We start from the raw sequence: 26,913 nt of genomic DNA on the forward strand, positions 1-26,913 counted from the left end.
TTACACAATTTCTTTCACGATCTCATATATTTCCTTTCATGATTGATGCTTAATCGTGGATTGGTTAACTGTTTTCGATATGCCATCGACCTTTCTTACCTCTGTTTCTTTGTTTTTCAGATCACTATATAAACCAAGTGCTGATTCGTTTTTTTCTGAACTAGAAAGAAGTATTATCAAAATTAGATTAGACAAAATGGTTTTAGTCATCTTTTATTTATAATGTTCCAAAAATATCCTTTTCTAATTGCTTTTTGATCTTCTACTGCGTCGCCTTCCCAAGTTACTCCGTAACCTTTCAGAGATCGTACCGGTTTTTCCTGGATCATTGCGAATATAATTATTCCCAGGCAGCGCAATGCAATTGATTCCATTAAAATACGCCTTACAGTGTATTGAACATGAGGTAAATGTCAAAGAAATCTCTGTCTCCCTTTAAAGCATAGCGAATTTGTTTTTGATCATTTGCCACAAATTTCAAACTCAAATCCTGATAGTTTTCCCGAGGTATTAAAACATACATGAACCCTTTATCGTCTGTTTCACCGATTACCTCATTTTGGACGAAAAGTTTTATTCCTTTTAGTGCCTGCTGTTTACCATTACCAACATGGACAATCAAGATTATATTAGCGTTTGAAACATGACGGGCAGTGTCAAGATACACATTACCGCCTGGAAAATTAAGTTTGTACGCGTCAATGGATGATAGTCCGACTTCCCGCCGGGCACTATCCACCCGAGTAATATTATGAATTGGATAAAAGAAGACGTTACCATACTGATCTGCACCGGTTTGACTACCATAGGTTTGTAATTTCCCCTGCCTTACATTTAGTCTGTCTTGAAACATGGCGTATTTCGACGGACTAACTTTCCCCAGAACAAAGGCTTCTTTCAGTACAGCCGAATATTTTATTTGTTTTTCTAAAGAGGAATGCTGGACAACCAGGAATATGGCGTCGTTTGCCTTTTCGGATATCTGACCCGCATTCGGCCAGCCTTTTTCAAGTAATTGAAAAACAACTTCCTGATTGATGGAATCCAGACTATCCATCTTCATTACCAATGGTTTACACTCGGTAGCGGAAACGCCAAACCTAGCTTCGCATGATCTTAAGCTGCTTCTCGCATTTTGATCTACCGCATGCACTGCTTCCAGCGTTTTATTGACCTCGGTAAGTGATTCGGTTTGAGCCAAGGCTGAAATGTCAGCAAGACAAAAGAAAATTATGTACCATTTCATTTTATTCATATGGAATGTAAGAGACCATTCGGGTCGGGTCATTGATAGCTTGTCTCCAAATATACATTTTACAAGTCACCCAGCCTCCCTTAATCTGTTAAAAGTTCTGGCTTTTCAAAAACTTAAAATACCTGGTCTCGTTGCGGGACGTGACTGGTTTTAAAATATTGGTGCTTTGCGGAAATGATTGCAAAGTTTTTTTACATTTGCATTTATTTAAATTTAGTCCAAATAAAATGAAACATATGTTACGATTTCTAACGTTATTTTTCTGCATCTTTTCGGCGCAGGCTCTTGCCCAAACGGGTACTATCAAGGGGACAGTAATCACTTCGGATGGCAAACCTGCCGAATTTGTAAATATCGTTCTGGAAAGAACGGCCAGGGGCACGGTGGTCAATGAAGCGGGTCATTACACACTCAATAAAGTCCCAGCCGGAACCTACACGCTTACAGCGAGTTTTACGGGACTTGTTACGCAAAAAAATACGGTAACCGTGACAGCGGGAGAAACCAGTTCCGTGAATTTTACTTTAGCCGAAGACAACCGGCAATTGCAGGAAGTCGTTGTGAGCGGTGATAGCCGGCTGATGAACAAGGAAACCGAGTATGTTGCGCGGATGCCTTTGAAAAATCTCGAAAATCCACAGGTGTATAATGTTGTAGGTAAAGACCTGATGAAAGAGCAAATGATGACGGACGTCAAGGAAGTCTTTCGGGCTGCGGCCGGGGTTGCTCCTACGGAGTATGTCACCGGAAGTTTTGCCGTCGTATTTAGGGGATTTACCAACTTCGACTATGCCCGAAACGGTATGGCGACCTCAGTGTACAGGTCAGGAACGGAAATCGCTAATCTCGAACGCATCGAGTTAATCAAAGGTCCGTCAGGTACTCTTTTTGGCTCTCAGGTATCCACTTTTGGCGGAGCCATGAATTTGGTCACGAAAAAACCCTACGCGGGTTTTGGGGGTGAAGTGTCTTACAGCATGGGGAGTTTTGATTTAAGCAGGGCCACAGTTGACATCAATACCCCGCTAGATAAGGAAAAAACAGTATTGTTAAGGTTCAATGCCGTTAGGCATCAGCAAAACAGTTCAAACGAATATGGTAAAAACAAAAGGTTTGTCATCAGTCCAAGCCTTTCTTACCAGGCCAGCGAACGCCTTTCATTCCTGTTCGATTTTGAATATTTTAAAAGTGACGCAACCCGTTTAGCCTATACGTTGCTTTTTGCGGATGAAGTGCCCTTCAAAACTGCAAAAGATATTCCGTTGGGTTTTAAAAAATCCTTTTTTCAAAATGATCTGCTCAGCGATGCAGCAGCCACAAAATATTTTGGACAGGCCAGGTATCAGATCAGTAAAAACTGGACATCCACGACAGGGATATCCCATGTAAATGAATTTTTAAATCATAGCTACCAGCCCTATGTCAACTGGATTGGTGCTGACACGGCCGTGACGAGTATCAGACATTTTGGTCCAAGAGAAAGAACTTATGCCAATGTCCAGCAGAATTTCAACGGCAGTTTTAACACCGGTAGATTTCATCATAACCTGTTGATCGGAGCCAGTTATGAATACAATGACGAAACACTTACTTACAGCGTTGTCCCTCTTGATAAAGTAAACGTCAATAAACCTTTTGAAAAATCAGGCCTGAGCCGCGTGAATAGTATTTTGGCAGATCCTTCAACAGCTGCCTCGCACGACGCCTACGGAGGCAATGCTTTTGGCGTCTATGTTTCTGATGTAATCAACTGGACCGATCGTTTGTCAACCATGCTGAGCCTGCGTTTTGATCGTTTTGAGCAAACCTATGAAGGAGGTTTTGTTCAGCCATCGCTTTCGCCCAAGTTAGGCATTGTGTATCAGGTAGTGAAAGACCAGGTATCGTTGTTTGGAAACTTCATGAACGGTTTTCGAAATCAAGGGCCGGTTGAGCAGCCCAACGGCAGCCTCTTTAAACCCAAACCCGTTTTTGCCAACCAATTGGAAGGCGGTGTAAAAGCTGAATTACCAGGAAATAAACTGAGTGGCAGCATCAGCTATTATCATATCGGCATTGACAATGCGTTGCGTACCGATGACGCTCAGTATAGTTTTCAAGACGGCAAACAGGTTAGCAAGGGCGTTGAGGTTGAACTTACTGCCAACCCGCTGACCGGCCTGAGTGTTGTAACCGGATATGGATTCAATGAAAACAAATTTGTCAAGGCCGATGTGTATGAAGGTAATTTCGAAACCCAGGCGCCGCAACATATCGTTAATTACTGGGTTAGCTACCGCCTGCCTTTCCAAAATCTTAAAGGGGTTGGACTGGGTTTTGGCGGAAACTATGTGGGGGACTCGTATTTTAATTCCAGCAACACGTATACGATCCCGGCCTATCACACCATCAATACCACCGCCTTTTACCAAAAGGAAAAATGGAAACTTGGTTTTAAACTAAACAACATATCAAATGTAAAGTACTGGGACTCGGTAGGAAACCCGCAATTCTCCAGAAACTTTGTGGTTAACTTTTCTTTCAAATTTTAAGTAGCCCGGGTGTACAAATCTTTTTCGCTTTTAAAAATCTGGATTCCGTTCAGTGAACAGAATCCGGATTTTTATTTGGATAATTTATTTATCAACTTATCAATACATGCGTCGGACGGATACCTTTAATTCACAAATACCTCATCCACCAATACCCAGGCCTTCTCCCCTTTCTTAGGATGCCAGGCGGGTAACTTTGACAAAGGCCGGGCAACCAACTTTATACAACTGAGCTCCTGAGGCTCAAATCCCGCATCGAAAATAAGGTTTTCCGAATTCGGCGTTTCTTTTACCGGCATTTCGGGCGTTATCACTTTTAGTAACTTGAGTGATTTCTCATTAGCACCGCCCCACACCTCTATACGCACCGGCGGAAAAACAAATCCGCCTACATTACGGAGCATACTCAGCGTAACGTTACTTGCTTTAACCGGTTTTTTGAACAGCAGATAACTCTGAAACTCATTGTCGCGATAACCCAGCCACTTTCCACTATTTTGCTGCCTCTCACTTTTGACACCATCGGCGATCGTAATATTGCCATTGGCTTTGTACTTCTGGTCGACCGCTGTGATTAATTTTACACTGTCAATGTGAAAACCTGCTTTGAAGAAAAACTTCTCCGCCTGTTTACTCCCGTACCAGCCCTTTTTGAAAGCCCTGGCTTTCAAAAAGGTATTTTTCCCAATGGCAAATGGCTTGTTATAAACGGGAGATTTAACACTATCCGGTTCTGTTCCGTCCAGCGTGTACCGAATTACGGTGCCTGGAATCTGGTGTTTCATTGAGATAGGTGCATTGCCGGCAATGATCTGATTTTCATTTTCTATCATCGGAGCATTAAGCGGTAGAATCAATGTGTCACTTCTGAAACCTGTTTCGAAAGTAATTTTCTTTTCTTTCTTCAACTGAGCCAGCTCCTCCGGAGTAAGCCCGGTGCTCCAGACAAAAGCCTTTTTCAGAGACGGGAAACTTGCAAGTGATTTAACTTGCCCGGCTTTAACGGTTGTACCGCTCAATGACAATTCTTTCAGGTTGGTCAGTTTTTTTAAGTCAGCCAAAGATGCTCCGGTAATCTCCGTGAAATTCAAAATCAGTCTGCGCAGCGCATGAAATTTGGCCAGTGTCTTGAGATCCCCATCCTTAACAGGCATTTTACTCAGATCCATAGAAATAATCTGATCTTTCAACGGCAGCAAGGCCTCTATCGCTTCACTTTTAAAATTAGCCCGATTGTAAAAATTAACCAACAATGCAGGCGACTCCGCCGACAAAGGTTTGATCAAACGGTAAGTTGTATTGAGCTTTGAAACCTCATCCGGATCAGCAGCGCCGAAATCATACTTTTCCTCCGCAGAGCTTCCCCCCAAAACATTTTGTGCGTAGGTCTGGATTGGATTCTGAGGAGGCAGCGAGCTCACAAGCTGATCGAACCTGGAACCCAATTTGACCCAGGCTGCGATCAGCTCAATTTCTTCGTCAGTAAGCTGGACCTTACCTCTTGGCGGCATGTGCTTCTTATCATCCAGGGGCAAATGCACCCTGCTGATCAGCAACCCAAGATCTGTTTTCGTTGTATCCCAAAGAACACCGTTCTTCCCTCCTTTTGCCAGCAAGGCCTGGGTTTGCATTTGTAAATTCCCTTTTGACTTTTCCTCGTTATGACACGAAATGCACTTTTGGTCCAACACCGGCTGAACAAGATCCTGAAATATTTTAGCCTGATCAAATGCTACTTTCGCAGCACCTTCGCCGGAGGATTTTACCGGAGAAATTAAAAAATCCTCTCCATGGGTCAGATTTCCGCCTAAGTGTCCGCCTATGAAAAGAAGCAACAAGAAGCCGGACGCAATCAATTTTGACAAAGTTTTCCAGGGAGATAAATACACCCGAAAGCTATACCAGGTAAGACTAACCAACGATATGGCAATGCCCAGCCATTTATGCCAGAAAATCGCATCGGCTTCATAACCCTCTTCCTTCGATAAAATAAATCCGGAAAAGGCTGCAATGGATGCCATAAATGTCCCTATTAACAACAGCGCATCAGCCAGTTCAGGGTTCCAATGCGTCGATTCAGACTTTTTCACAATAATTACCCAAAAACCATAGAGCATTAAAGCAACCAGGGGAAAATGTAGCACCAAGGGATGCATTCTGCCAATTGACTGCATCCAAAAGGGTACAGAAAACCGGCTTTCGAACAGAAGAAGGAAAATGAGTAACCCATTTACGAAAAAGGCCAAATTATAGATAAGCCCTTTCCAATCAGACAAGTATTGGCGCACTGTTTCTAAGATTAATAAATTAAGCAATAATTCCTTTCACTAATTTACCGGCAACGTCCGTAAGTCGATAACGACGTCCCTGATGTTTGTATACAAGCTTTTCGTGGTCTAGCCCTAGCTGATTGAGTATCGTTGCATGAAAATCATGGACATGCACCGGATCTTTGACAATATTATACCCAAATTCATCTGTTTCACCATAAACGATTCCCGGTTTAATCCCACCGCCTGCCATCAGCACCGTAAATGCCCTTGGGTGATGATCACGACCGTAATTATCTTTGGTGAGCGTTCCCTGACAATAATTAGTACGTCCGAACTCTCCGCCCCAGATCACCAGAGTTTCATCAAGCAATCCACGCTGTTTCAGATCCGTTATTAGCGCTGCCGATGATTGATCCACATCCAGACATTGACCTTTTATTTCGTTTGGCAGCCCCCCGTGACTATCCCAGCCCTGGTGGTAGAGCTGAATAAACCTCACCCCTTGCTCAGACAACTTCCTGGCGAGAAGGCAGTTCGCAGCATAAGTTCCCGGAACCAAACATTCAGGACCGTACATTTTCACAATGGATTCTGGTTCCTTGCTCATATCTGTAATTTCCGGAACAGCTGTCTGCATCCTGAATGCCATTTCGTACTGCTGTACTTTGGCAGTAATTTCCGGGTCACCGAATTCATTATATGTGCCCTGGTTCAGTTCAGCCAGGTTGTCGAGCATTTTTCGTCGACGCGTCCGGTCCATACCGTCGGGGTCATTGAGATACAATACGGGGTTTTCGCCGCTGCTGAACTGCACGCCCTGATGCACCGAATCCAGAAAACCATTCGTCCATAGTTTCGAATATACGCCCTGGCCGTTCCCCTTTCCTCTCGACAACAGCACGCAAAAACCGGGCAGGTTCTGATTTTCACTTCCAAGCCCGTAGCTGAGCCAGGAACCGAAACTTGGGCGGTTACCGACCTGTGCACCCGTCTGGAAAAATGTCAGAGCAGGATCATGATTGATGGCTTCGGTGTTCAGGGTTTTTATGATGCAAAGATCATCTACAATATTAGCCATGTGTGGCAGCAAATCACTCATCCATGCCCCGGCTTTGCCATTTTGTTTAAAATTAAATATTGAACCCGCGAGTGGGAACTTGGCCTGATTGGCCGTCATACCAGTAAGCCTTTGTCCACCACGAATGGATTCTGGAAGGTCCTGCCCGTGCATTTTATTCAGCATTGGTTTGTAATCAAACAAATCAAGCTGTGATGGCGCACCGTTTTGAAAAAGATAAATGACACGTTTGGCTTTGGGAGCAAAATGCGGCAATCCTGCCATAAACTCATTTACGTCGCCTTCACCTCCACCACCCTTAAAAAGGTCGGGAATCAGCAGAGAACCCAGCGCAGCACTGCCAACGCCCAAACTAAGTTTGGACAAAAAGTGGCGCCGGGTAGTATTTACTCCAAAATCAAAAACTTGTTTTTCCATAATGACCAGCCTTTAGCTTTTCGTAATTGTCTCCTCCATATTATAAAGTGTATTGATTAACCGCATCAAAGCCGCTGCCTGAACTTCATTGACCTTTGCTTCACGTGGATACTCCCCTATACTCAATACTTTGGAAGCTTGTTTTTTGTCCTTTGCAAACATGGAAATCTCGCTGTTGTAGTAGTCCGTCAAAAGTTTCAGTTCCTTTTCCGTGGGAGCCCGGCACACAATACGCTGGAATGATTCTTTGATTTTGCTTTCCGTATTCGTTGATTTCAGACTTATCCGTTCGGCAAGTACGCGTGAGGCTTCCAGGACGGTAGGATCATTAAGCATCACCAAAGCCTGCAAGGGTGTGTTGGTTTTAGAGCGTTTTATCTCGCAGTGATCCCGGTTACTCGCATCGAAAATGATCATCGAAGGCGGTGGGACCGTAAGTTTGATAAACGTATACATTCCTCTCCGGTATAAGGCTTCTCCCTTATCCTGTTGGTAGCTTTTGAGTGAACCGCGTCCCGATGTCGCAGCTTCCCATAACCCCTTGGGCTGGTAGGGTTTCACACTCGGCCCGCCAGTTTTAAGGTTTAGCAGTCCACTCGTTGAGAGCACCATATCACGAATCATTTCGGCAGGGATGCGGTACCTGGGGCCGTGTGAGAGAAAAATATTGTCAGGATCCGCTTTACGTTTTTCGTCGCTAATTTTAGCAGATTGTCTGTAAGTCGCAGAAGTAACGATCTGCTTGACCAGCCTTTTAATATCCCAGTCATGATTCATAAAATCGACCGCAAGCCAGTCCAGTAGCGCGGGGTTTGATGGCAACTCGCCCTGCATACCAAAGTCGCCTGTACTTTTTACGATCCCGCGCCCAAAGAATTCCTGCCAGACCTGATTGACAAAAACCCTTGCCGTAAGCGGGTTACTTTTGCTCGTTGTCCATTTTGCCAATCCCAACCTGTTCTGGGGAAGTTTGGCTGTATCAAACTTCATAACCGAGGGCAGTGCCGATGCCGTCACGACCTTCCCAGGGGCGTCATAGACACCCCGGTTAAGGATGTAGGTTGGTCTCAATGTATCCCTTTCACCCAAAACGGAAACCATCAGACGGCTGGTGTCGGGTCGGTTGATAAAAGAAAGCAACGTTCTGGCGTCTTCATCCGAAATGGTTAAAGTCGGTTTTTTAGCTGGTTTAGAGTCAAACACGGTGCCTTCGTATCCGACTTCCTTTGAGTTATTAAAAAAGGCGAAAAGACGGTAGTAATCTTCCTGAGAAATTGGATCATATTTATGATCATGACATTGGGCACACTCAACGGTCAGGCCCAAAACACCTGTACTGAAAGTTTTCGTCTTGTCGATATTGTATTCGACCCGGTACTCTTCCGGAATTACGCCGCCCTCTTCCGTATACTTGTGATTTCTGAAAAAAGCCGTCGCTAAAATCTGCTCCTTATTGGCGTTTTTCAGCATATCACCCGCTATTTGCAGGGTAAGAAACTTGTCATAGGGCATATTTTTGTTAAACGCGTTAATCAGCCAGTCACGCCATGGCCACTGGGTCCTGACCTCATCGTCCTGATATCCGTAGGAATCGGCGTAACGCGCCACATCGAGCCAGTAAACGGCCATTTTTTCGCCATATGTTTTCTGTCCCAACAGTTCATCCACGACTTTCCCATAGGCCTTTTCACTTCCGTCGGTCTCAAATTTTTTCTGCATTTCGAGCGTCGGCGGCAGACCAGTCAGATCCAGCGCCACACGCTTCAACAAATGGCTCTTGCCGGCTTCCTCATTAGGGGACAACCCTGCACCTTCCATCTTTTGCAGGACGAAATGATCGATCTCATTTTTAGGCCACTCCGTATTGGAAACCTCCGGAACAGCGGGCAGTACCGGGGCTGTAAAGGCCCAGTGCTTCTCATATTTTGCGCCCTGCTCGATCCATTTGCGTACCAACCCGATTTCACTTTCATTTAAAAGTCCCAGGTGCGACTCAGGTGTGGGCATCTGATACGAGGGATCCACCGAAGTTATCCTTTTATAAACCTCCGACTGTTCAGGTTTACCCGGAAAAATCGCAACGCCCTTGCCTTCCTTTAATTTGGCATAGGCCCCATCGGCAATATCCAACCTCAACCCTGCTTCCCGTTTTTTCGCATCCGGGCCATGACATGCGTAGCATTTGTCGGATAAAATAGGCCGTATATCGAAATTATAGCTTACCGTCTCGTTGCCTGACTTGCTTTGCAAGGTGCCATTCTTTTGAAAACACGAGACAACCAGTGTTGCGGTAATGCCTAAAAACGTTACTAAAAAGAAAATCTGTTTTTTCATCAGTTAATGACTATTCTTATGATAAAAACTACCTATCGGCATTTCATTGCCCAAGCAAATGAAGATCAGGCAGGGAGCGATTCCAACACTCCCTGCGGCTAATCTCATTTGTTTGATTTTGATATAAAAAATGCTGTTAGGGAACGGTTATCTTATAAGGTTTGCTGTAATTGTACTTTCTTAACGAATTGTCAGTCCTCGCGCCCACACGAACATAATAGCCCCCGGCAGCCAGACCGGTGACTTCATCGGTAAACGGAGTTTTTAAAATATCCACGTCCGGGACACTCGTCAGATTCGTTTCCTTTTTAAAATCAAAAACCACATTGTTGACCGTGGGAATTTTTGACACCAAAACCTTTCTTTCTACTATTTTATCCCCGACCTTCTCTCTGGCAAGACTATAACTAACAATAATTTTCCCTGTCGAGGCGGTAATCTTGGTATTTAATATAGCCAGAAAAGGTGTTACCGAAAAGTTAACCTCAGTACGACTTTCCACCTTCACGGCAGCGGTGTCCCCGATTGGAAAGAAAGCGCCCTCGACCGGAATAGCCTGATACTCATTTTGAAATATCATCGCATTTTCGAAAGATCCATCAGGTTTGCCGGTGAACGAAATCGGGGCATTTTTGGACTTCCCCCGCTCATACAGCCTGATAACGACCCCATTGGGTTGTTCGGTCTGAAGAGGTTCATTGGTGAGCTTATCTGTGATGGTTCCATAAATAGCACCATTCGGAAAAGTGTAATCGTCAATTTTGCATGACGAACAAATGACGCAAATGGACAAAATGAAAAAAGAAGTTAAACGTATCATAAAGTTATATTTTTAGTAACCAGGATTTTGAACCAGTTTTGGATTTCTGCTTATTTCTGCCGGATCGATGCGCTCATAATAAGCACGGACATCAAAAGTTTTGAAATATCGTCCCGCCAATACCTTTTCGAAGCGGTAGGCATTCTCCTGAATATCCCAGTAAGGCTTCAACGCACTGAATTTGGAATTGGACAGTACCTTATCTGCAATGCGCCATCTGCGGTAATCAAACCATCGGTGGTTTTCAAAAGCCAGCTCAACCAACCGTTCATGTCGGACTTTCTCCAGTGTCGTTTCGGCTTCTGAAAGGAGTTTTATACCCGCCCGGTTGCGAATCAGGTTAATAGCCCAGTTTGCATCAGACGTTTTGTTCAGTTCCTTTGCTGCCTCGGCGTAGTTTAAGAGAATCTCCGCGTAGCGAAACTCCAGCCATGCCTGATCCGATACGTTCGCCCTGCTTTGCTCCATCGTGTAATTGAGATATTTGCGTATATAGAAACCCGTTTGCGATTTCTCTGTCGCCCCCGATCCAAAGCCATTAACGCCTACAATCCTTATCGTACCTTTTTCTTTATCCGGTTTATGCGTTTCCGGATTGAAAAAACTCTTTTCATCCCCAGCCTCCCATTTTACACCCAGATCATAAATTCCCGCCTGAACATCTATAATATTCCCCCTGAATGTTGAGAATGGAGCTATCACGGTGGCGAGACAGCGCGGATCCTTGTTGAGAAAAATATCGGTAGCACGTTTATAATAGACCGGAGAGCCGTCTGCGTTGTTGATTTTTAGCTTACCTTCCGACCCGTCGACATATTCAAACTGTTCAACCAGATCAAGATATGGGCCAATACCGGCGCCGTATCCACTTGGAGCCCTTACACTAAAAGGAAGATTGCTCCGATCAAAAACATGCCCTTTATCAGGATATTTAAACTGGATAGAAAAAATAGCCTCCGGATTATTTTGATCAATAAATAACTCGGTGAAATTGAGCTCCTTGTTCGTATTTTTTGCGTACAAAGCGTACTTCTTTGAATCAATAATCAACTTACTTGCGTCATAAGCCTTTTGCCAGTACAGCGCAGCGTCCGCAGCTGGAAACCCAAGCGTGCCATTTAACATCACCGAACCCGATTTGGCAATGGAGGCAGCATACAACATGGCCCGACTTTTTAGCGCCAGAGCCGAATATTTGTTCGCTCTGCCTGTAACACTGTTTTCAGGCAACGCTAAAGCGGCCTCGTCCAGATCAGCAGCAATAAAATCATAGACCTCCTTTTCCGTATTTCGGGGAACCTGTAAATCCTTGATATTATCCCCGGTAAACTTCTGTACAACCTTGATGATTGGAACTCCTCCGTGCAATTTTACCAACCCGAAGTAATAAAAGGCCCTGAGGAACTTCGCCTCACCAATCAGTTCGCCTTTTTCTTTGTCCGAAAGCTTAGCCGTCGGTGTTTTTTCGATAAGGTCATTGATAGCTCTTATCCACTGATAGGGCCAGATTCCGAATTCTGTTCCGTTTGGAATGGCGGTGGTCTCCGTGGCGGACGAGGCCAGGGATTCGTCGGTATAATTAGCCAAATCAGCCCCCCAACCGCGGTACCTGAAATCCTGGACCGGTAAATTGTTGTACAATGTGGCCAAATAAGCCGTAATTGTCGACTTACTTTCAAACACCTGATCCGTCGTAAGTATGTCCAGCGGCAAAATATCAAGGCTATTATTACAAGAAATACTTATCGTTAAAAACAGCCAGATTAGTAAAATATTTTTTATTCTGAATCGCATCTTCGTAATGTTAAAAAGTAACTGATAGACCTAGATTGTAACTTTTCGTCAATGGATATCCTCCAACCTGCTGTTCGGGATCTCTGGCACTCAGATCTTCCTTGGTCAAAGTCAGGACATTGAACCCGCTCGCGGATATTCTGACTCTATCCAGAATCTTTTTACCAAAAACAGAAGGATTCTCAATGGTATAGCCTATTTCAAGATTTTTCAATCTAAGGTAGCTCGCGTTGGTTCTCCAAAAAGTTGACTCCCAGGTATCCGACGGAGCCCAGTTTATCGGAGGATATTTACCTTCCACCCATGGACTGGACGGGTCAAAAATATCTTCATGGTGCCATCTGTCGAATACAAGCGTCATACTATTTCTGCCCCAGTTCAGTGGGTTCATTTGAAATTGCCATGGGATATTAAAATTAGCAGCACCCTGGGCGAAAACGGCCAGATCAAATTTTCGCCAGTTTAAAGTCACGTTCAAACCAAAAAAGATTTCAGGCGTATTGTCCCTTCCGATTGGCTTCATATCCCCGGCGTCGATTATTCCGTCATGGTTAAGATCTTCGTACTTAATATTTCCCGGCCGCAAAGTCCTATTCCCCTGGCCATCCTGCACCGGAGATTCGTAGACCTCCTGTTGTGTTTTAAATTGTCCGATTTGATTATATCCCCAAAAGAAATTATTCCAGCGGTCTGTCGTGTTATTTCTCCAGTTCGTATAAGAGTTCCCGTCCGGAGCCCGGTCGATATAGGTCATTTTCCCCCTGGTATAAGTTACATTTCCCGAGACCGAATAGGCAAGTTCTCCTACCCTGTTCTGATGCGTAACGACCAACTCAAAACCTCTTCTCATATCGCTGTTAAGATTCTCCTGCGGAAGCGCGGCCCCAACGGATGCCGGCAAAGAAAGGGTCCTCGTCCCCAGCAGACCCGACCGGTCACGTTGAAAAACATCAAACTCAAACGATAATTTCCGGTTAAACAGGCTTAAATCAATCCCCAGGTTTTTTGTTGTTGCGGTAAACCAGGTAATGTTCGGATTGGCCGCACCGCGAAAACCCAAGCCTGAAACGACATTGTTGTTGAATACGAAATTACCACTGGGATAATTATACCCGGTAAGAAACTGAAAGGACGAAGCGCCATCATCGCCCATCTTCCCCCATGATCCTCTGATTTTTAAGCTCGTAACAAAGGGCAGCGCATCTTTAAAGAAATTTTCCTGTGAAATGATCCATCCCCCGGAAACAAAAGGAAAAAAGCCCCATCTGCTTTCCGACGGAAACCGGGACGAAGCACCATAATTAAACCCGGCTTCCACCAGATATTTTGACGAAAAATTGTAATTTACTCTACCAATAAAATTTTTGTTGGCGTTTTCATAAATGTTGCCTGAATTTATCTGTGCATTAGCCGACACCCCTGCAAAAAACTGGTCAACATCTATTGCAAACTCTTTCGTAGCGGACATATTGTCTGTTTGCTCGCGCCTTTGCTCATATACCAGCGCTACGTTCAGGTTGTGCTTATCGGCAAATGTTTTACTGTAATCTGCCTGCCCCATCATCGTACTCCTGTTCAGGGTAAAATAATTACCCGTAAGTCTGGAAGGCGAGTTTTGAACGCCGGTTTCTAAATATGTTTCTGTCAGCGGATCGTACGTGTAAACACTGTAACGTTTGTTCCACAGTTTTTCAAAAGACGGCCTGGTATAATAGCTAAACATTCCTCTTAGCTTAAGCCCCTCTATCTTCCGGAATTTATAATCGACACTGGCATTGGCCTGCACAGTCAATGTTTTGGTTTTCCGGTATCCACCTATGTCCGCTGTTGTGACTGCAATCGGGTGAAAAGGATATGAAAAATCCTGCATGTAGGGCGCTGTGTTATTGGCATAGGTAGAAAATGTCGGCTTGTTCATCCACGTGTAATGCATAACATTCGCCGCCGGATAAGAGGATTCATTCCGGTTCTCAGACATGGCGTCAATATTCAACTGGGCCGAAAGATTGTCTGTCAGATTAATGCTCACACTCGACCGGACGTTGTATTTCTGATAATTCAAATCCTTACTTTTATACAGACCCATTTCATTAAGATACCCCGCCGAAGCGAAATATTTCACCTTGTCATTTCCTCCGGTAACATTTAAGTTATGATGCATCAGGTTGCCATACTTATTGAATGCAACATCCAGCCAGTCGGTGCTGGGATAGGTTCCGTCCTTAAATTTTTCAATATCTTCCTTTGAAAATGTTGTGGAACCGATTCCCTTTCCCTGAAAAATTTCGTTTTCAGTCGTAAGCACCGCAAACTGATAAGCATCCCCTACTTCTGGCATTTTTAGGATTTTTGCAATCTCGTATTTGGTAGAATAGGTAATAACCGGCTTTCCGCTCGTACTTCCCTTTTTTGTGGTCACCAATACTACGCCATTGGCAGCCTTTATGCCATAAACCGCGGCGGAAGCATCTTTAAGCACCGATATGCTCTCGATTTCATTGGGGTCGAATCGGTTAAAGTCGTCCCGCACCACGCCATCCACCACAATAAGAGCCGCTCCGTAGCCCCGAATATCAAATGCCGTATTGTATGCACCCGGTTCGCTGGTCCTTTGCGTAACCCGCAAACCTGGTAGCTTACCGGCTAGCCCGTTGACAATATTTGACGAGGTAATTGCCTTGATTTCATCAGCAGATACGGATGCGACTGATCCTAAAATTGAACTCCTTTTCTGTGTTCCATAGCCAACCACCACTACTTCTTCGAGCGATTTCTGGTCGGCGAGAAGAGAAATCTTCAACGAACTGGCGTTGTTAACGTCGACCTCCTGAGATAAAAACCCCACATAGCTGAATACCAAAGTCCTGACAGCATCGGAGACATCAATGCTGAAATTTCCCTTTTCATCTGTGACCGTTCCTCTTTGGGTGCCTTTTAACAAAACGTTTACACCTGGTAGGGCTTCTCCTTTTTCATCGATCACAATCCCCTTTACCAAACTATCCATGCGTGCCGACGTCGTTAAACTCGCCTGCCGTTTTTGTTCTAACGGTACCAATATAGGTTTAATGATAATTTGCTTGTCCGATACTTCATATCCCAGGTCAAGTGGTTTTAATATTTTTGTTAAAACCGCTCCCAGTGTTTCGTTTTTTACCGAGAAAGTTATTTTCTGGTTGGGATTGAGAATGTTTGAACTGTAAAGAAATTTGACATCAAGAGACTTTTCGATCTCCAGGAGTATCGATTTGATGGTCTCCTGCTTTTTCTTGATGGTAATTCGCTGGTTAAGAAGCTCCTGCGTCTTGCCTTCACGGGCGGATACGACACTGACGAGCAAAGCCGATAGCATGAGCTGCATAAAAGTGAGCCGCACAAATTTAAGCGCTAACCTACTGAACAGTACAGAATTTTTCATACATTTGGGATGATTTTGTTAGATTAGGAAATTTGACAAAAAGGCTCTCGCTCCAAGGACCAACAAGTAGAGAGAGTTCATTGAGGTCAGTCGTGCAAAACACCACTGACCTTTTTTTTAAAAAAATTGGATCTTCTCTGTCACATATAAAAAATTAAGTAATTTATTTACAGCCATTTGATTGTATTACGATTCGCGCATCGATCATTTCATAGCTAGCGCCTAATCCCTCGCAGATCAATCGTATTTTTTTGTAGAGCGGTTCTTTCGTTAAGGATGCAGTTATTCTGCATTTTGCCAATAATGCCTGGTCGTAAACAATCTCGACACCGTAAGCTTTCTCAATTTTTTCAAAAATATCAGAAACCGGCACATCGTCGAATTCAAAAGACTGAAGTTGCTCCTGCGCTATCGCAGCGTGTAATTCAGGCTGGCGAATCAATATCTTCGAAAGCTTAAGTTCCTGTCTATTGAGCGTGATATGTTGATTTGGTGTGAGTACCACACCGCTTAGTTCACAACCGCTAAGCTCCGAGTTCTTTTTTGCTTCCAACCGGGTAAACACAGAAACCTTCCCGGTCTTTACGGATACATTTACCTGTTTATCGTCAGGGTATGCCCTGACCGTAAAGCTCGTACCCAACACTTTTGTTATCAACTCATTGGCATACACCAAAAACGGCTTTTCAGGATTTCTCGCAACTTCAAAAAAAGCCTCGCCGGATATGTACACTTCCCGTTTGGTTATTCCAAAACGGTCTTTAAAATAACCCAAGCGACTTCTACCCTGCAGCAATACAGAACTTCCATCCGGCAGACTGACCGGCATAACTTTATTGGTGCTGTTAATGTATTCCACCAAATTGTCCTTTTTTGCTTCTGTGCCTGCAATTAATTTTTCATAGGTCACTGACGCTAATTTCTCCTTATGCATCGTTTGCCAACCCAGCCAACCAGCAATCATTAGTATCGAGGCCGCCACCCACCAGATTCTTCTCAGCAACGGAACCGGATTTGAATAAGGCTCTGTCTCGTCTGCAATTTTTTGTTGCACCCGTTCCCATAAAGAATCCTGACTTTCCGCACTTAACGAAAATACCGGAAGCGATTTTGCTGCAAGAATCAATAATCTCGCGCGTTCTACATCGTCGGTTTTAGAAGGGTTTTTAATGAGGAATGTTTGCCAGAATTCATCATTCTCACCATTCCTCGCCCATTGTACGAAAGAAGGGTCCAGCAAAAAGTCCTCTGTCTTGAAAATGCAATAATTCATAAAATTACAGGGATAAATGCAATAGATTAACTCCTTCGTAAGTACCAAAGAAGCTTTTTCACATTTTAACTCACTTATTTTATATTTTTTTAGAAAAAATTATAAATGAGATATAGAATCATCAGTAAATTAAAAGACAGTCTCAATTTTCGGATTGACCGCTGGATAAGGTTTCGAACGGATTGTTCATTCATTTGCATGATATTGGCAACTTCATGCAATTCAAATCCATCATAAAACCGTAAACGAATTGCCTCAGCTTGCCGCGGGGGTAGACTCAACAGAGCCCTTTGCAGCGTATGGATTTGTTCATCCATCGTTTCGCTTTCGATTTGAAGCGTCTCATCTGAAGGCGTGCAAGGGATGGAGGCAATTTGATCTGCTTCGGGAAATGAGTCGAAAAGCTGTTCATCTTCAGTAAGACGATGAATTTTACGGCGAAGCGATCTAAAAAGGTAATATTTAATAGAACTCGTATCGGACAGATTTTGTCTCGTGCGCCAAAGATCTGCAAACAGATCCTGTATGGCGTCTTGCACTAAAAAAGTATCGGGCAGGATGTGATAGCCGTAGTTATAGAGAATCCCTACATACCTGCTATAGATTTGGGAAAAAGCATTGCTATCTCCGCTTTTGAAGCGCAGCCAAAGAACGTATTCTTCATTTTCCAAGTCCTTTTTCAAATCTCCCATGAATTGTTACTTTTTATCACGTGTGTAAAATACCGCAGGGAGTATCCCGATAACCGATCACGATATTAGTGTTCAAAGTCATTTGAATGAAAAGTCAAAAGAAGTAGAAATATATGCATGTGTGCGTCAAAATTTAAAGAGGCTTTTATTCCAGCTGATACAAATAACCATCTATGCTGCAAAAGACCGTTCGACCGGTCACGCAGCAAATAAATACGTCCTCAAATTATCGTAGTAACATGGATTTCTAGAAACATTTCGATTCAACAGGATGCTGTTTATATTTGAACATCACCAGCCCCTTCACAAAATTCATCCCTTGATCATTATGAAAATGTTCGTAAAGAGGACTGAAAATTTGATATACGGGACCTTCGTAACACACAAGACCCTCATTACCAGATAACAATAAATTTAAGGGGTTCAATTTAACAATCCTTGCAGCAAAGACATTCCTGCCCAGCGCAACAGTCAAAAGTTAGTAACATACCTTTGAAGACCCAAACCCGCTGCGGGGGTCAAAACCTGTACCGACTTAAAATGATCGACCAGGACCAAACCTTCTCGTATAGTACCATTCGTAATGTAAATTTTGACTCCCCATTCCTGAACCAAGTATTTACAAACCCTGTAGGCAGTAATTTAACAATCAGCATTGATGACTGGAAAAAGTCAAAACTGTAACGATTCACAACCTCGCAGGGATCGACGTATACAATGTATTGCCACCGGCGGACGGGATATTCGCTGTTGAAACGCTGCCGCAGGGAGTATATGTTCTCTCAATTATTTATTGGGACAACACGGTTCATAAGAAAAAGTTTGTGCGCTGAATAAATAAAATTACCCTTTTACCGTCTTTATATGCAGCCGGTCGCACCAGCCAAGAAACACGCTGTGGGCATAGTCCAGCGTTTGCTGTTGTTCCGGCGATACAACCTTGCTTTTTGCCCTGCATACCAACTCAATCGGAAGCCCTCTTTTCTTTAAGAAATATTTTGAACTGAGTGGATAAGGTATGGATATCAACGGTTCCATCCGTGCGATCTCCGCCTGTATCCAGTTCGCATCTTCAGATTTGGCCGGATTATTGGCATTTTTACAAAGCCAGGTGTGTATTTCCGGATAGAAGTTTCCGGAAATAGGTGACATGCCTTTTCCGCCTTTTTGTAAGGATTTCAGCGCCGTTGCTGCATGTGCGTTGTAAAATTCCATCTGGGTTCCGTTCGAAATGACAAGTTTGCCCTCAATCGCTTTCAGGTCCTCCGTCGTATCCTTGTGGTAGATCATGTTTTTATTGGAAACGAGGAATTTGAACACTTCCGGAGAAATGATTCTTTTGTAGGGAGACGGGCATTCGTATGTCCCCAATCGGATGTCTCCGGTAAGGGCAAAAAACTTTTCTAAATTCTCCATTAACACAGCATCGCTCTGATTTTTTTCCGCAAAATGGCTGGATATCAGGATAACCCCATCGGCACCGGTATCATGAATTTTCTTTGCAAATAGTGCTTTGCTTGCAATAGAATCTCCGAATGAACCGGTTGATACGACAGGAACTTTCCCGTTTACATATTTCACCACGTGACGGGTCAGGTCTATGCGTTCCTGATCGTTCATAAAATACATTTCGCTGCTCAGGCAATTGGCAAAAAAACCTTTCGCACCCGCAGCCAGGTAAAAGTCAATGATACGCGAAACCTTATCGTAATCGATCTTTAGACTGGCGGTGAAAGGCGTAATCATCACGGGGACAAACTTTTTTTCGCTCGTTCCTACCGAACCTGAAAATGCAGGATCCGGCTTGTTGGCCAGCGCATATCCGGGCTTCATCAATTCGCTGCCAACCAGGAGACTGAGCGTCGCAGGTGCCATTTTTTCCAGAAATTTTCGTCGGGTAAGTTCTTGCTCCATTTTCATTTTAACGTTAATCGTTAGGATTTATCGGTGTCTATAAAAGAGTACTGAAAATGAATACGATTGGTCACCATCCCATGCAACTTTTTTTAGTCTTGTAATTTTCCCAATGACGATATGAGCCAGAACACAGTTTTTCGCACACAAAATATGGTAATTTAAATATTGCATAGTACGTACATAATCAGCACTGTAACTATTTATGAATTTATTATAAAAAAATAGAATTAATCACATGCCTAATATTGACTTTGTCGCGTACATGTAGTTATCATCGACACGTCTTTTTTAGCAATAACGAGGGCTGTGCCGACCTTTTCTAAAACATAACCTCATTAAAGTGCATGAAACAGAAAATTTTACCAGAGCACGGTACATGCTTCACGTCTTTTAGCAAGAAGTGTAGCCTGGTGCTTGCCATGGCCACCATCGCCATGAGCGGCTACGCCACAGCATCAATGAATCCGGTGGCACCGGAAAGTAAGGGGATCACAGTGCGTCCTATTTTGATTTTACCAAATGTCGCTGAGACCATCAAAGGAAAGGTAACCGACGACAAAGGAGACCCTCTACCGGGCGTAAACATTCTGGTAAAGGGAACGCAGCAAGGAACCACCTCGGATATATCAGGACTCTTTAGTATTGAAACGCCCGCGGCGAATTCGGTGCTGGTATTTTCGTTTGTGGGATATCAGCTGCAGGAAGTTCAGGTGGGGAATATGTCGAACCTGGAAATTAAAATGCTTACGGATACCAAGTCGCTAAATGAGGTGGTGGTAACCGCTTTGGGTATTAAGAAAGAGGTGAAATCAGTTGGTTATTCCGTGACGAAAATAGACGGCGGCGCATTCACAAAAACCCGGGAAACCAATATCGGAAACTCTCTGGCTGGAAAAGTGGCGGGTGTCAATGTTTCTGCGGCGGCGACGGGGCCTGCCGGATCAAGCAGAATCACCATCCGCGGTAACACATCGATCAAGGGAGACAACGCGCCATTGTTTATTATCAACGGTTTGCCCATGAACAATACACAGTTCGGGAAAACACAGGGCGACAATCCGGATTGGGGTGACAACATATCGAGTATCAATCCCGACGACGTCGAAGAAATGACCGTCTTGAAAGGAGCAGCGGCTGCCGCCCTGTACGGATCAAGGGCGAAAAACGGTGCCATTATTATCACCACCAAATCGGGAAAAGGCAACAAAGGGATTGGTATCGAATTCAATACCAACAATACCGTTGAAGTACCGTACTTTATTTGGCAACTGCAAAAGGAATTCGGACAGGGCTATAATGGCGTAAAACCTGCAAATGTGGGCGTGGCTGCGGCACACGGGCAAAATCACTGGGGTGCCCGTTATGACGGAACACCGGTTGTCCAGCTGGATGGCGTGGAAAGGCCTTATTCCTATGTAAAGGACCAGGTTTTAAAGGATTTTTATGGCAACGGGTTTACTTCTTCCAACAACATCGCCTTTACAGGCGGTGGGGATAAAGGCAATTTCAGAGTGGCTGTTACCGATATGCGCAATAAAGGCATCATCCCCAATGCGAAAATGCGCAGGGATAATATCAGCCTGAGCATCAACCAGAACGCCACAAAAAACATTGCCATCAGTGCCAATGTGGATTACATCAACGAGCAGGTTGACAATCGCTACGTCCTGGAAAGCAATAATGCCAACAGTGCCGGAACCATTTTGTACGTGAACAGCAACATGCCTACCAGCGCACTTGCTCCGGGATACGATCCTGTTACTTTTAAAGAAAAAAATCTGGGTACGGACCTGGGCGCCACAAACCCGTACTATACATTGAATCAGATCAAAAACAATACGAAGAAAGACCGCTTCATTGCTGCCGTAAATGCGCGCTGGAATATTTTTGACTGGCTATTTGTACAGGGAAAAGCAGGACAGGATTATTTTTCCTATCAGCTCAACAAGATCGTACCGGAAGGTACCGGGTACCGTCCGAATGGCCAAATCGACCAAATACAGACCAATTTCTACGAAAGAAACTTTGAAGGGATGATCGGACTGAACAAGGCATTGAACAAGTCTCTCAACTTAGTCGTGAACCTGGGAGGAAACATGATGTCCCAGCATAGCAATGGTACGAACATCAGCGGTTCCGGTATCATTACACCACGTCTGGAGGTTATTAACAACACCTCGGTTCGCAAGACAACGACGAATATTACAGATAAAAAAATCAATTCTTTGTTTGGTACCGCCGAGCTGGCATACAAAAATTACCTATTCCTGAATGTCACCGGCCGGAATGACTGGTTTTCGACCCTGAGCCCGGAATCAAACAATTATTTTTATCCTTCTGCCAGTCTTAGTTATGTGTTCTCGGATGCCTTCGATTTACCCAAAGCCATTAGTTTCGGTAAATTCAGAATGTCCTACGCATCCGTGGGTGGGGATACCGATCCCTACCAGCTCAATCTGACCTACGACGTATTGCCTTACAGCTACGAGGGTAAGCCGCTGGGCTCAATCAAACAGGCCGTGGTTCCCAACAAGAACCTACGCCCATTGAGCGTGAACGAATTGGAAGCAGGTTTGGACCTCCGCTTGTTCAACAGCAAGTTGGGATTGGATATTGCCGCCTATAACCGGGTTACGACCAACGACATTACCACAGAAAGTATAACCACTGTTACCGGCTATAATGGTGCCGTAGTTACCGTGGGTGAACTTCGGAACCGTGGTGTCGAAATGCTGCTTTCTGTAAGGCCACTGACGAAGAAAAATTTCAGCTGGGATGTTTCGCTAAACGTGGCCTACAACAAAAGTAAAATTCTAAAAATCTCTAATTCGGCCAAAGAACTTCTTCTGGCGACCGCAACGAAAGTTTTCATCAAACAGGTCGTGGGTGAGGAATATTCACAAATCGTAGGACGTACGATTAAGCGGGATGCAAATGGACGGGATGTGATGGATGCCGGTGGTCTGCCCATCGTACCTCAGGATGTTAAGGCATTCGGTTCGGGTATTCAGCGATACACAACTGGTATTACCAACACCTTTAGTTACAAGGCGCTGACGCTTTCGGCTCAGGTGGATGGTAAATTCGGAGGGTATATCTACGCTAACACAAACTACAACCTGGAACATCGGGGCATGTCGTACCGGTCATTACTGGGAAGAGATAATGGCGTTATATTACCAGGCGTGACGGAGAAGGGCGAGGAGAACAAAGTTCTGGTCACCGCTGCCCGGGTCAACAACAGGGATATCATCGTTAGACGTCGCGATGCCCTGGACGACTATCTTTATAATGCCAGCTTTATCAAACTCCGTTATGTATCACTTACGTATAACCTGCCGAGAGCCTTGTACGAAAAAATCGGGTTTATAAAGGGAGCCAGTGTGTCGCTTGTTGGCAGAAACCTTCAGGTCCTGATGAAGCACACGCCTGGTATCGATCCGGAGTCTAATCTTTCTGCGGGCAACGACCAGGGGCTGGAAAATACGGCGCTGCCACCAACCAGGAGCTATGGTTTTAATGTGAATTTGAAATTCTAAATCAGGAACGGAATAAATCTATTTGAAATGAAAAAAATACTAAGCCTGTTATTTGCAAGCGGCATGGTGTTCATGTCGGCCTGTGATGGCGATTTTGAAAAATTGAACAACGACCCCAATGCGGCTACCGGCGATCAATTCAATCCCGCCTATTTGTTTACTTCCGCTCAGCTTTTCTCCTCAAAAGGCGACGATGCGGCCTCCCTTTACTATGGTGAAACTTTTGTTCAGCATTTTTCGACACTCAGTGACGCCGGAACCTTCGATTTTTTTGGGGACAAGTACGTATACAATAAAGGGGGAAGCGAGAATTTGTGGAAACATACGTTCAATGCGGAGCTTGGCGGCAGCAAGTTTCTCGAAGATGCGATACAATTGTCCAAGGACAAACCAGCGTTAAGCAATCTGTACAACATGGCCAGGATTTGGAAAACCGTGATATACTCCCGTCTGACGGACATGTATGGGGATGTACCCTATTCCGAAGCAAATCAGGGATACTATTCGCAGAACTACAAACCCAAATACGATACCCAGAAAGATATCTATTATAGCATGTTGAGCGAACTGGAAGATGCCACGGCCAAACTGGATGCATCCAAACCCGCTGTAACCGCTGATATTATCTACGCAGGCGATATCGCAAAATGGAAAAAATTCGGATACTCGATGATGCTTCGTCTGGGTATGCGGTTGCAGAAAGTAGAACCGGCGACAGCCGAAGCCTGGGTAAAAAAGGCTTTTGCAGGCGGTGTATTTACTTCTGTCGACGACAATATGTTTTTCAAGGCAACCGACAAAACCGGGGCCAATCAGGCACTCGTGAACGGAGAAAGCTGGACGTTGTCCGTATCAGGTGTATCGCCTGGCAAGATCAGTGCGACGATCTTCAACTTTATGAAAAACAACAGCGATCCACGCCTGAAATACATGGTGGCCGTTTACTCAAATCCAACCCAGGCAAGTACCAAAAATACAGATCCTTCGGTTCAGAAGGGCATGCCCAATGGGTTCAACCTGGTAACCATTCAAGCGGATGCAAGCTGGAATCCTAAGTTGGACCAGCATCAGTACTCCGGAATCAACCGTGATGTTTATGCCAAGCTGGATGGTCCCAGAATGTGCATTACCTATGGTGAAGTCCAGTTTATGCTGGCAGAGGCGGCCGTTCGGGGCTGGATCACCGGCGATGCGGCGGCGCTTTACAAAAATGGTGTAACCGGTGCCATGAAAAACCTGGCCAAATATGACGCGTCTGCCGTAATCACCGATGCTGAAATCAATACTTATCTGACAGCAAATCCTTTCGTGGGCATTGCCGACAAGGAAAAAGCATATGAGCAGATCAATACGCAATATTGGGCGGCATGTTTCATGAATGGTCTTGAAGCCTTCGCCAACGTCCGCCGCTCGGGGTACCCAAAGCTGGTTCCAACAAACTATCCGAGCAACGAAACGGATGGCACGTACCCACGCAGATTGCGCTACCCGGAGGATGAACCGGTATTGAATACGGCAAATTATAATGCTGCCGTAGGCCGTCAGGGTGCTGATAATTTCAAAACAAGAGTTTGGTGGGATAAACAATAGTTCGTCCGCACTTTGCTCATGTGGCTATTCTCTCCTTTTCTATCTTTGTAAAAAATCGAAAAAACCTGCAATTGGCCTTAAAATGGCCAATTGCAGGTTTTTTTCTTGTTATTTCTTATTTAAAAACAGATAACCGGATTCCTGGCCCACCCGAACAGATTTCAGTTGGAATATCCGAAGTCGGAGCAAACCCTGTCAGGCATTCAGTCCGCCATCCATGAGTATATTTTCGCCGTTGATATAGGCGCCGGCGTCGGAAGACAATAGTACGACAAGCCCTTTGATATCATCCTGATTAGCCATCCGTCTCAGGGGCACTTTCTTATAATAATTGTTCAGAAAAGCCTCAGGCTGATTGTTGAACAAACCGCCCGGGCTTATGCAGTTGAAACGGATATTTTTCCCTGCATTCATTTGTACCATGTAACGGTTGAGATTGATCAGCCCGGCGTTGTGAAAAAAGTAATCCGGCGGCAAATCACCCATGTTCCGGGTTCCTTCATAATTGGATAAATCTGGCCCGAACATACCCATCATTGACGCGATGTTGATCACGCTCCCTCCCCCGCTTTGCACGATCAGATCCGTCATTTCTCTTAAAAGATCCATCATGCCGGTAGCATTCACCTGCATCGATTCTTCAAACTGTTCAATGGGGGCATTGTAACCTTTCATAGGTCTGGAAACCGCATTGTTTACAAAGCCATCAAGTCTGCCGAACTTCTCCAGGATCTGTGCTTTTAAAATCTTTACCGATTCCCGTTCACCCTGGTCAGCCTGCATGGCGTGGACATCCAACCCCATTTGACGGAAGTAATCTGCGTTTTTCTGCGCCGAGGCAATATCTCTGGATGTCGTAATGACTGTCGCATCGGCTTCCGCCAGGCCCTCAACAATGCACTTCCCGTAATTGCCCGATCCGCCCGTTACCAGAATAACCTTATTTTTTAAACAGAGTAAGTCTTTTACATTCATGATAAATTATTAGATTAAAACGCTCCTCCTGCACATAAAACCCATTATCCCGGCTACAAATAAACCGGCCTTCCCCCCTGCTCCATACTTTCTCTGGCAGCAATGATAATCCGGATAATATTCTCCGTTTTCTCAAAGGCCAACCGTGGCTTGCCTTCCTCAACCGATCTCACAAATTCAATTATATTGTCACGAAACATGGCATAGGAGTTTTTAATATCAACGAGTTTCCAGCCCTGTTGTCCAAATAGCGAAAGCTGGAATGTGCCTGTGATGTTTGTGAATAAATGGAATGTCAATTCCAGGCCGCTTTTAAGACGCAGCTGCACAATTTCCTTATCAGGTTCTCCAATATGTCTTACAGATAATGGTTCCGGATCATCCAGCATGCCAAATGCGGCTTCCAGAAGGTGAACGCCATATTTTTTCCAATCCTTCTTTCCTACCGCCGTCACCAATTCCAGTTTACCAATCAGCTGCAAATCCTGGCGTGCAGCCCGGCACTCGCTGGCATACCGCATGGAGGAACATGACATGATGAACTTTCCTTTCGCATTTTGCTCTGAAAACCAATGTAGATCTTCTCTTGAATAGGCCAGCGGCTTGTCAATGAAAATCGGAATTCCTGCCTCAATAAAAGGTCTGGCCATTTCCTTATGATTTTCAGGATCATCTCTCGCAAGAAGTACTGCGTCAACCTTTCCGACCATATCTTCCAGCGTATCCACAACATGGACTACACCGACGGACCTGGCAATACTTTCTGAGATTGCAGGATCCTGAGACCAGATATGTGTCACCCGGGCCGAAGGAATCCCAAGCGTATCCTGATTGGCAGCCAGATAGGACGCCACGGCCGGATAACCCACCTTGGTTATTTCCTCCGCATCAAAAGTCCCGTTTATGATGGCAGACCACGAATACGGATGTGCATTTCCCGGGCTCATCCCGATGATTCCAATTTTTATCATAATAATTTTGAACTGTTCGCAATTCGGAAAAAATCA

At 44.6% G+C, this 26,913-nt stretch carries 16 protein-coding genes; 4 read left to right on the plus strand and 12 right to left on the minus strand.

Annotated features, from left to right (window positions below; genetic code table 11):
* Window positions 1–385: 385 nt before the first annotated feature.
* Window positions 386–1,246, minus strand: coding sequence for a DUF6624 domain-containing protein (locus RB622_RS02055; protein WP_308044826.1), 861 nt, complete (start codon window positions 1,244–1,246; stop codon window positions 386–388).
* 245 nt (window positions 1,247–1,491) lie between these two features.
* Here RB622_RS02055 and RB622_RS02060 point away from each other — a divergent pair, with 245 nt between their 5' ends.
* Window positions 1,492–3,786, plus strand: a complete 2,295-nt coding sequence (locus RB622_RS02060) for a TonB-dependent receptor (RefSeq protein WP_308044827.1) — start codon at window positions 1,492–1,494, stop codon at window positions 3,784–3,786.
* Window positions 3,787–3,911: 125 nt separating this feature from the next.
* Here the strand turns inward: RB622_RS02060 and RB622_RS02065 are convergent, their stop codons facing one another.
* The 8 genes from RB622_RS02065 to RB622_RS02100 form a co-directional block, all read right to left on the minus strand.
* Entirely contained in the window at window positions 3,912–5,930 is a 2,019-nt protein-coding gene (locus tag RB622_RS02065) for an FN3 associated domain-containing protein (protein ID WP_308044828.1), read from the minus strand.
* Between the two features lie 163 nt (window positions 5,931–6,093).
* Window positions 6,094–7,554 carry a DUF1501 domain-containing protein gene (locus RB622_RS02070; protein ID WP_308044829.1) on the minus strand — a complete coding sequence of 487 codons (1,461 nt, stop codon included), beginning with the start codon at window positions 7,552–7,554 and terminating at the stop codon, window positions 6,094–6,096.
* A gap of 12 nt (window positions 7,555–7,566) precedes the next feature.
* Window positions 7,567–9,888, minus strand: a complete 2,322-nt coding sequence (locus RB622_RS02075; RefSeq protein ID WP_308044830.1) for a PSD1 and planctomycete cytochrome C domain-containing protein — start codon at window positions 9,886–9,888, stop codon at window positions 7,567–7,569.
* Window positions 9,889–10,024: 136 nt separating this feature from the next.
* Window positions 10,025–10,708, minus strand: coding sequence for a DUF3823 domain-containing protein (locus RB622_RS02080; RefSeq protein WP_308044831.1), 684 nt, complete (start codon window positions 10,706–10,708; stop codon window positions 10,025–10,027).
* Between the two features lie 12 nt (window positions 10,709–10,720).
* Entirely contained in the window at window positions 10,721–12,502 is a 1,782-nt protein-coding gene (locus tag RB622_RS02085) for a RagB/SusD family nutrient uptake outer membrane protein (protein ID WP_308044832.1), read from the minus strand.
* A 10-nt stretch (window positions 12,503–12,512) separates the two neighbouring features.
* The gene (locus tag RB622_RS02090) at window positions 12,513–15,920 is read right to left on the minus strand and encodes a TonB-dependent receptor (protein WP_308044833.1); all 3,408 of its coding nucleotides are present in this window, start codon (window positions 15,918–15,920) and stop codon (window positions 12,513–12,515) included.
* 163 nt (window positions 15,921–16,083) lie between these two features.
* Complete coding sequence (locus RB622_RS02095; RefSeq protein WP_308044834.1) at window positions 16,084–17,193, minus strand: FecR domain-containing protein; 1,110 nt, start codon at window positions 17,191–17,193, stop codon at window positions 16,084–16,086.
* Between the two features lie 89 nt (window positions 17,194–17,282).
* Window positions 17,283–17,885, minus strand: coding sequence for a sigma-70 family RNA polymerase sigma factor (locus RB622_RS02100; protein WP_308044835.1), 603 nt, complete (start codon window positions 17,883–17,885; stop codon window positions 17,283–17,285).
* A 662-nt stretch (window positions 17,886–18,547) separates the two neighbouring features.
* On the opposite strand from RB622_RS02100, the gene RB622_RS30270 reads away from it, so the two are divergent.
* Window positions 18,548–18,718: a T9SS type A sorting domain-containing protein gene (locus RB622_RS30270; protein ID WP_409021412.1), complete on the plus strand. Its 171-nt coding sequence runs from the start codon at window positions 18,548–18,550 to the stop codon at window positions 18,716–18,718.
* A 10-nt stretch (window positions 18,719–18,728) separates the two neighbouring features.
* On the opposite strand, the gene RB622_RS02105 is transcribed toward RB622_RS30270, so the two are convergent.
* Entirely contained in the window at window positions 18,729–19,799 is a 1,071-nt protein-coding gene (locus tag RB622_RS02105; RefSeq protein ID WP_308044836.1) for a dihydrodipicolinate synthase family protein, read from the minus strand.
* A 347-nt stretch (window positions 19,800–20,146) separates the two neighbouring features.
* On the opposite strand from RB622_RS02105, the gene RB622_RS02110 reads away from it, so the two are divergent.
* Together RB622_RS02110 and RB622_RS02115 are read left to right on the plus strand one after the other, a co-directional pair.
* A complete protein-coding gene (locus RB622_RS02110) occupies window positions 20,147–23,341 on the plus strand; it encodes a SusC/RagA family TonB-linked outer membrane protein (protein WP_308044837.1) in 3,195 nt (1,064 codons plus the stop codon).
* A gap of 27 nt (window positions 23,342–23,368) precedes the next feature.
* Window positions 23,369–24,931, plus strand: a complete 1,563-nt coding sequence (locus RB622_RS02115) for a SusD/RagB family nutrient-binding outer membrane lipoprotein (protein ID WP_308044838.1) — start codon at window positions 23,369–23,371, stop codon at window positions 24,929–24,931.
* A gap of 195 nt (window positions 24,932–25,126) precedes the next feature.
* Here RB622_RS02115 and RB622_RS02120 read toward each other — a convergent pair whose 3' ends face one another.
* Window positions 25,127–25,906, minus strand: a complete 780-nt coding sequence (locus tag RB622_RS02120) for an SDR family oxidoreductase (protein ID WP_308044839.1) — start codon at window positions 25,904–25,906, stop codon at window positions 25,127–25,129.
* Between the two features lie 53 nt (window positions 25,907–25,959).
* A complete protein-coding gene (locus RB622_RS02125) occupies window positions 25,960–26,877 on the minus strand; it encodes a Gfo/Idh/MocA family oxidoreductase (protein ID WP_308044840.1) in 918 nt (305 codons plus the stop codon).
* Window positions 26,878–26,913: the final 36 nt, after the last annotated feature.

Source organism: Dyadobacter sp. LHD-138 (genome assembly GCF_030929615.1).
Lineage (GTDB): Bacteria > Bacteroidota > Bacteroidia > Cytophagales > Spirosomataceae > Dyadobacter.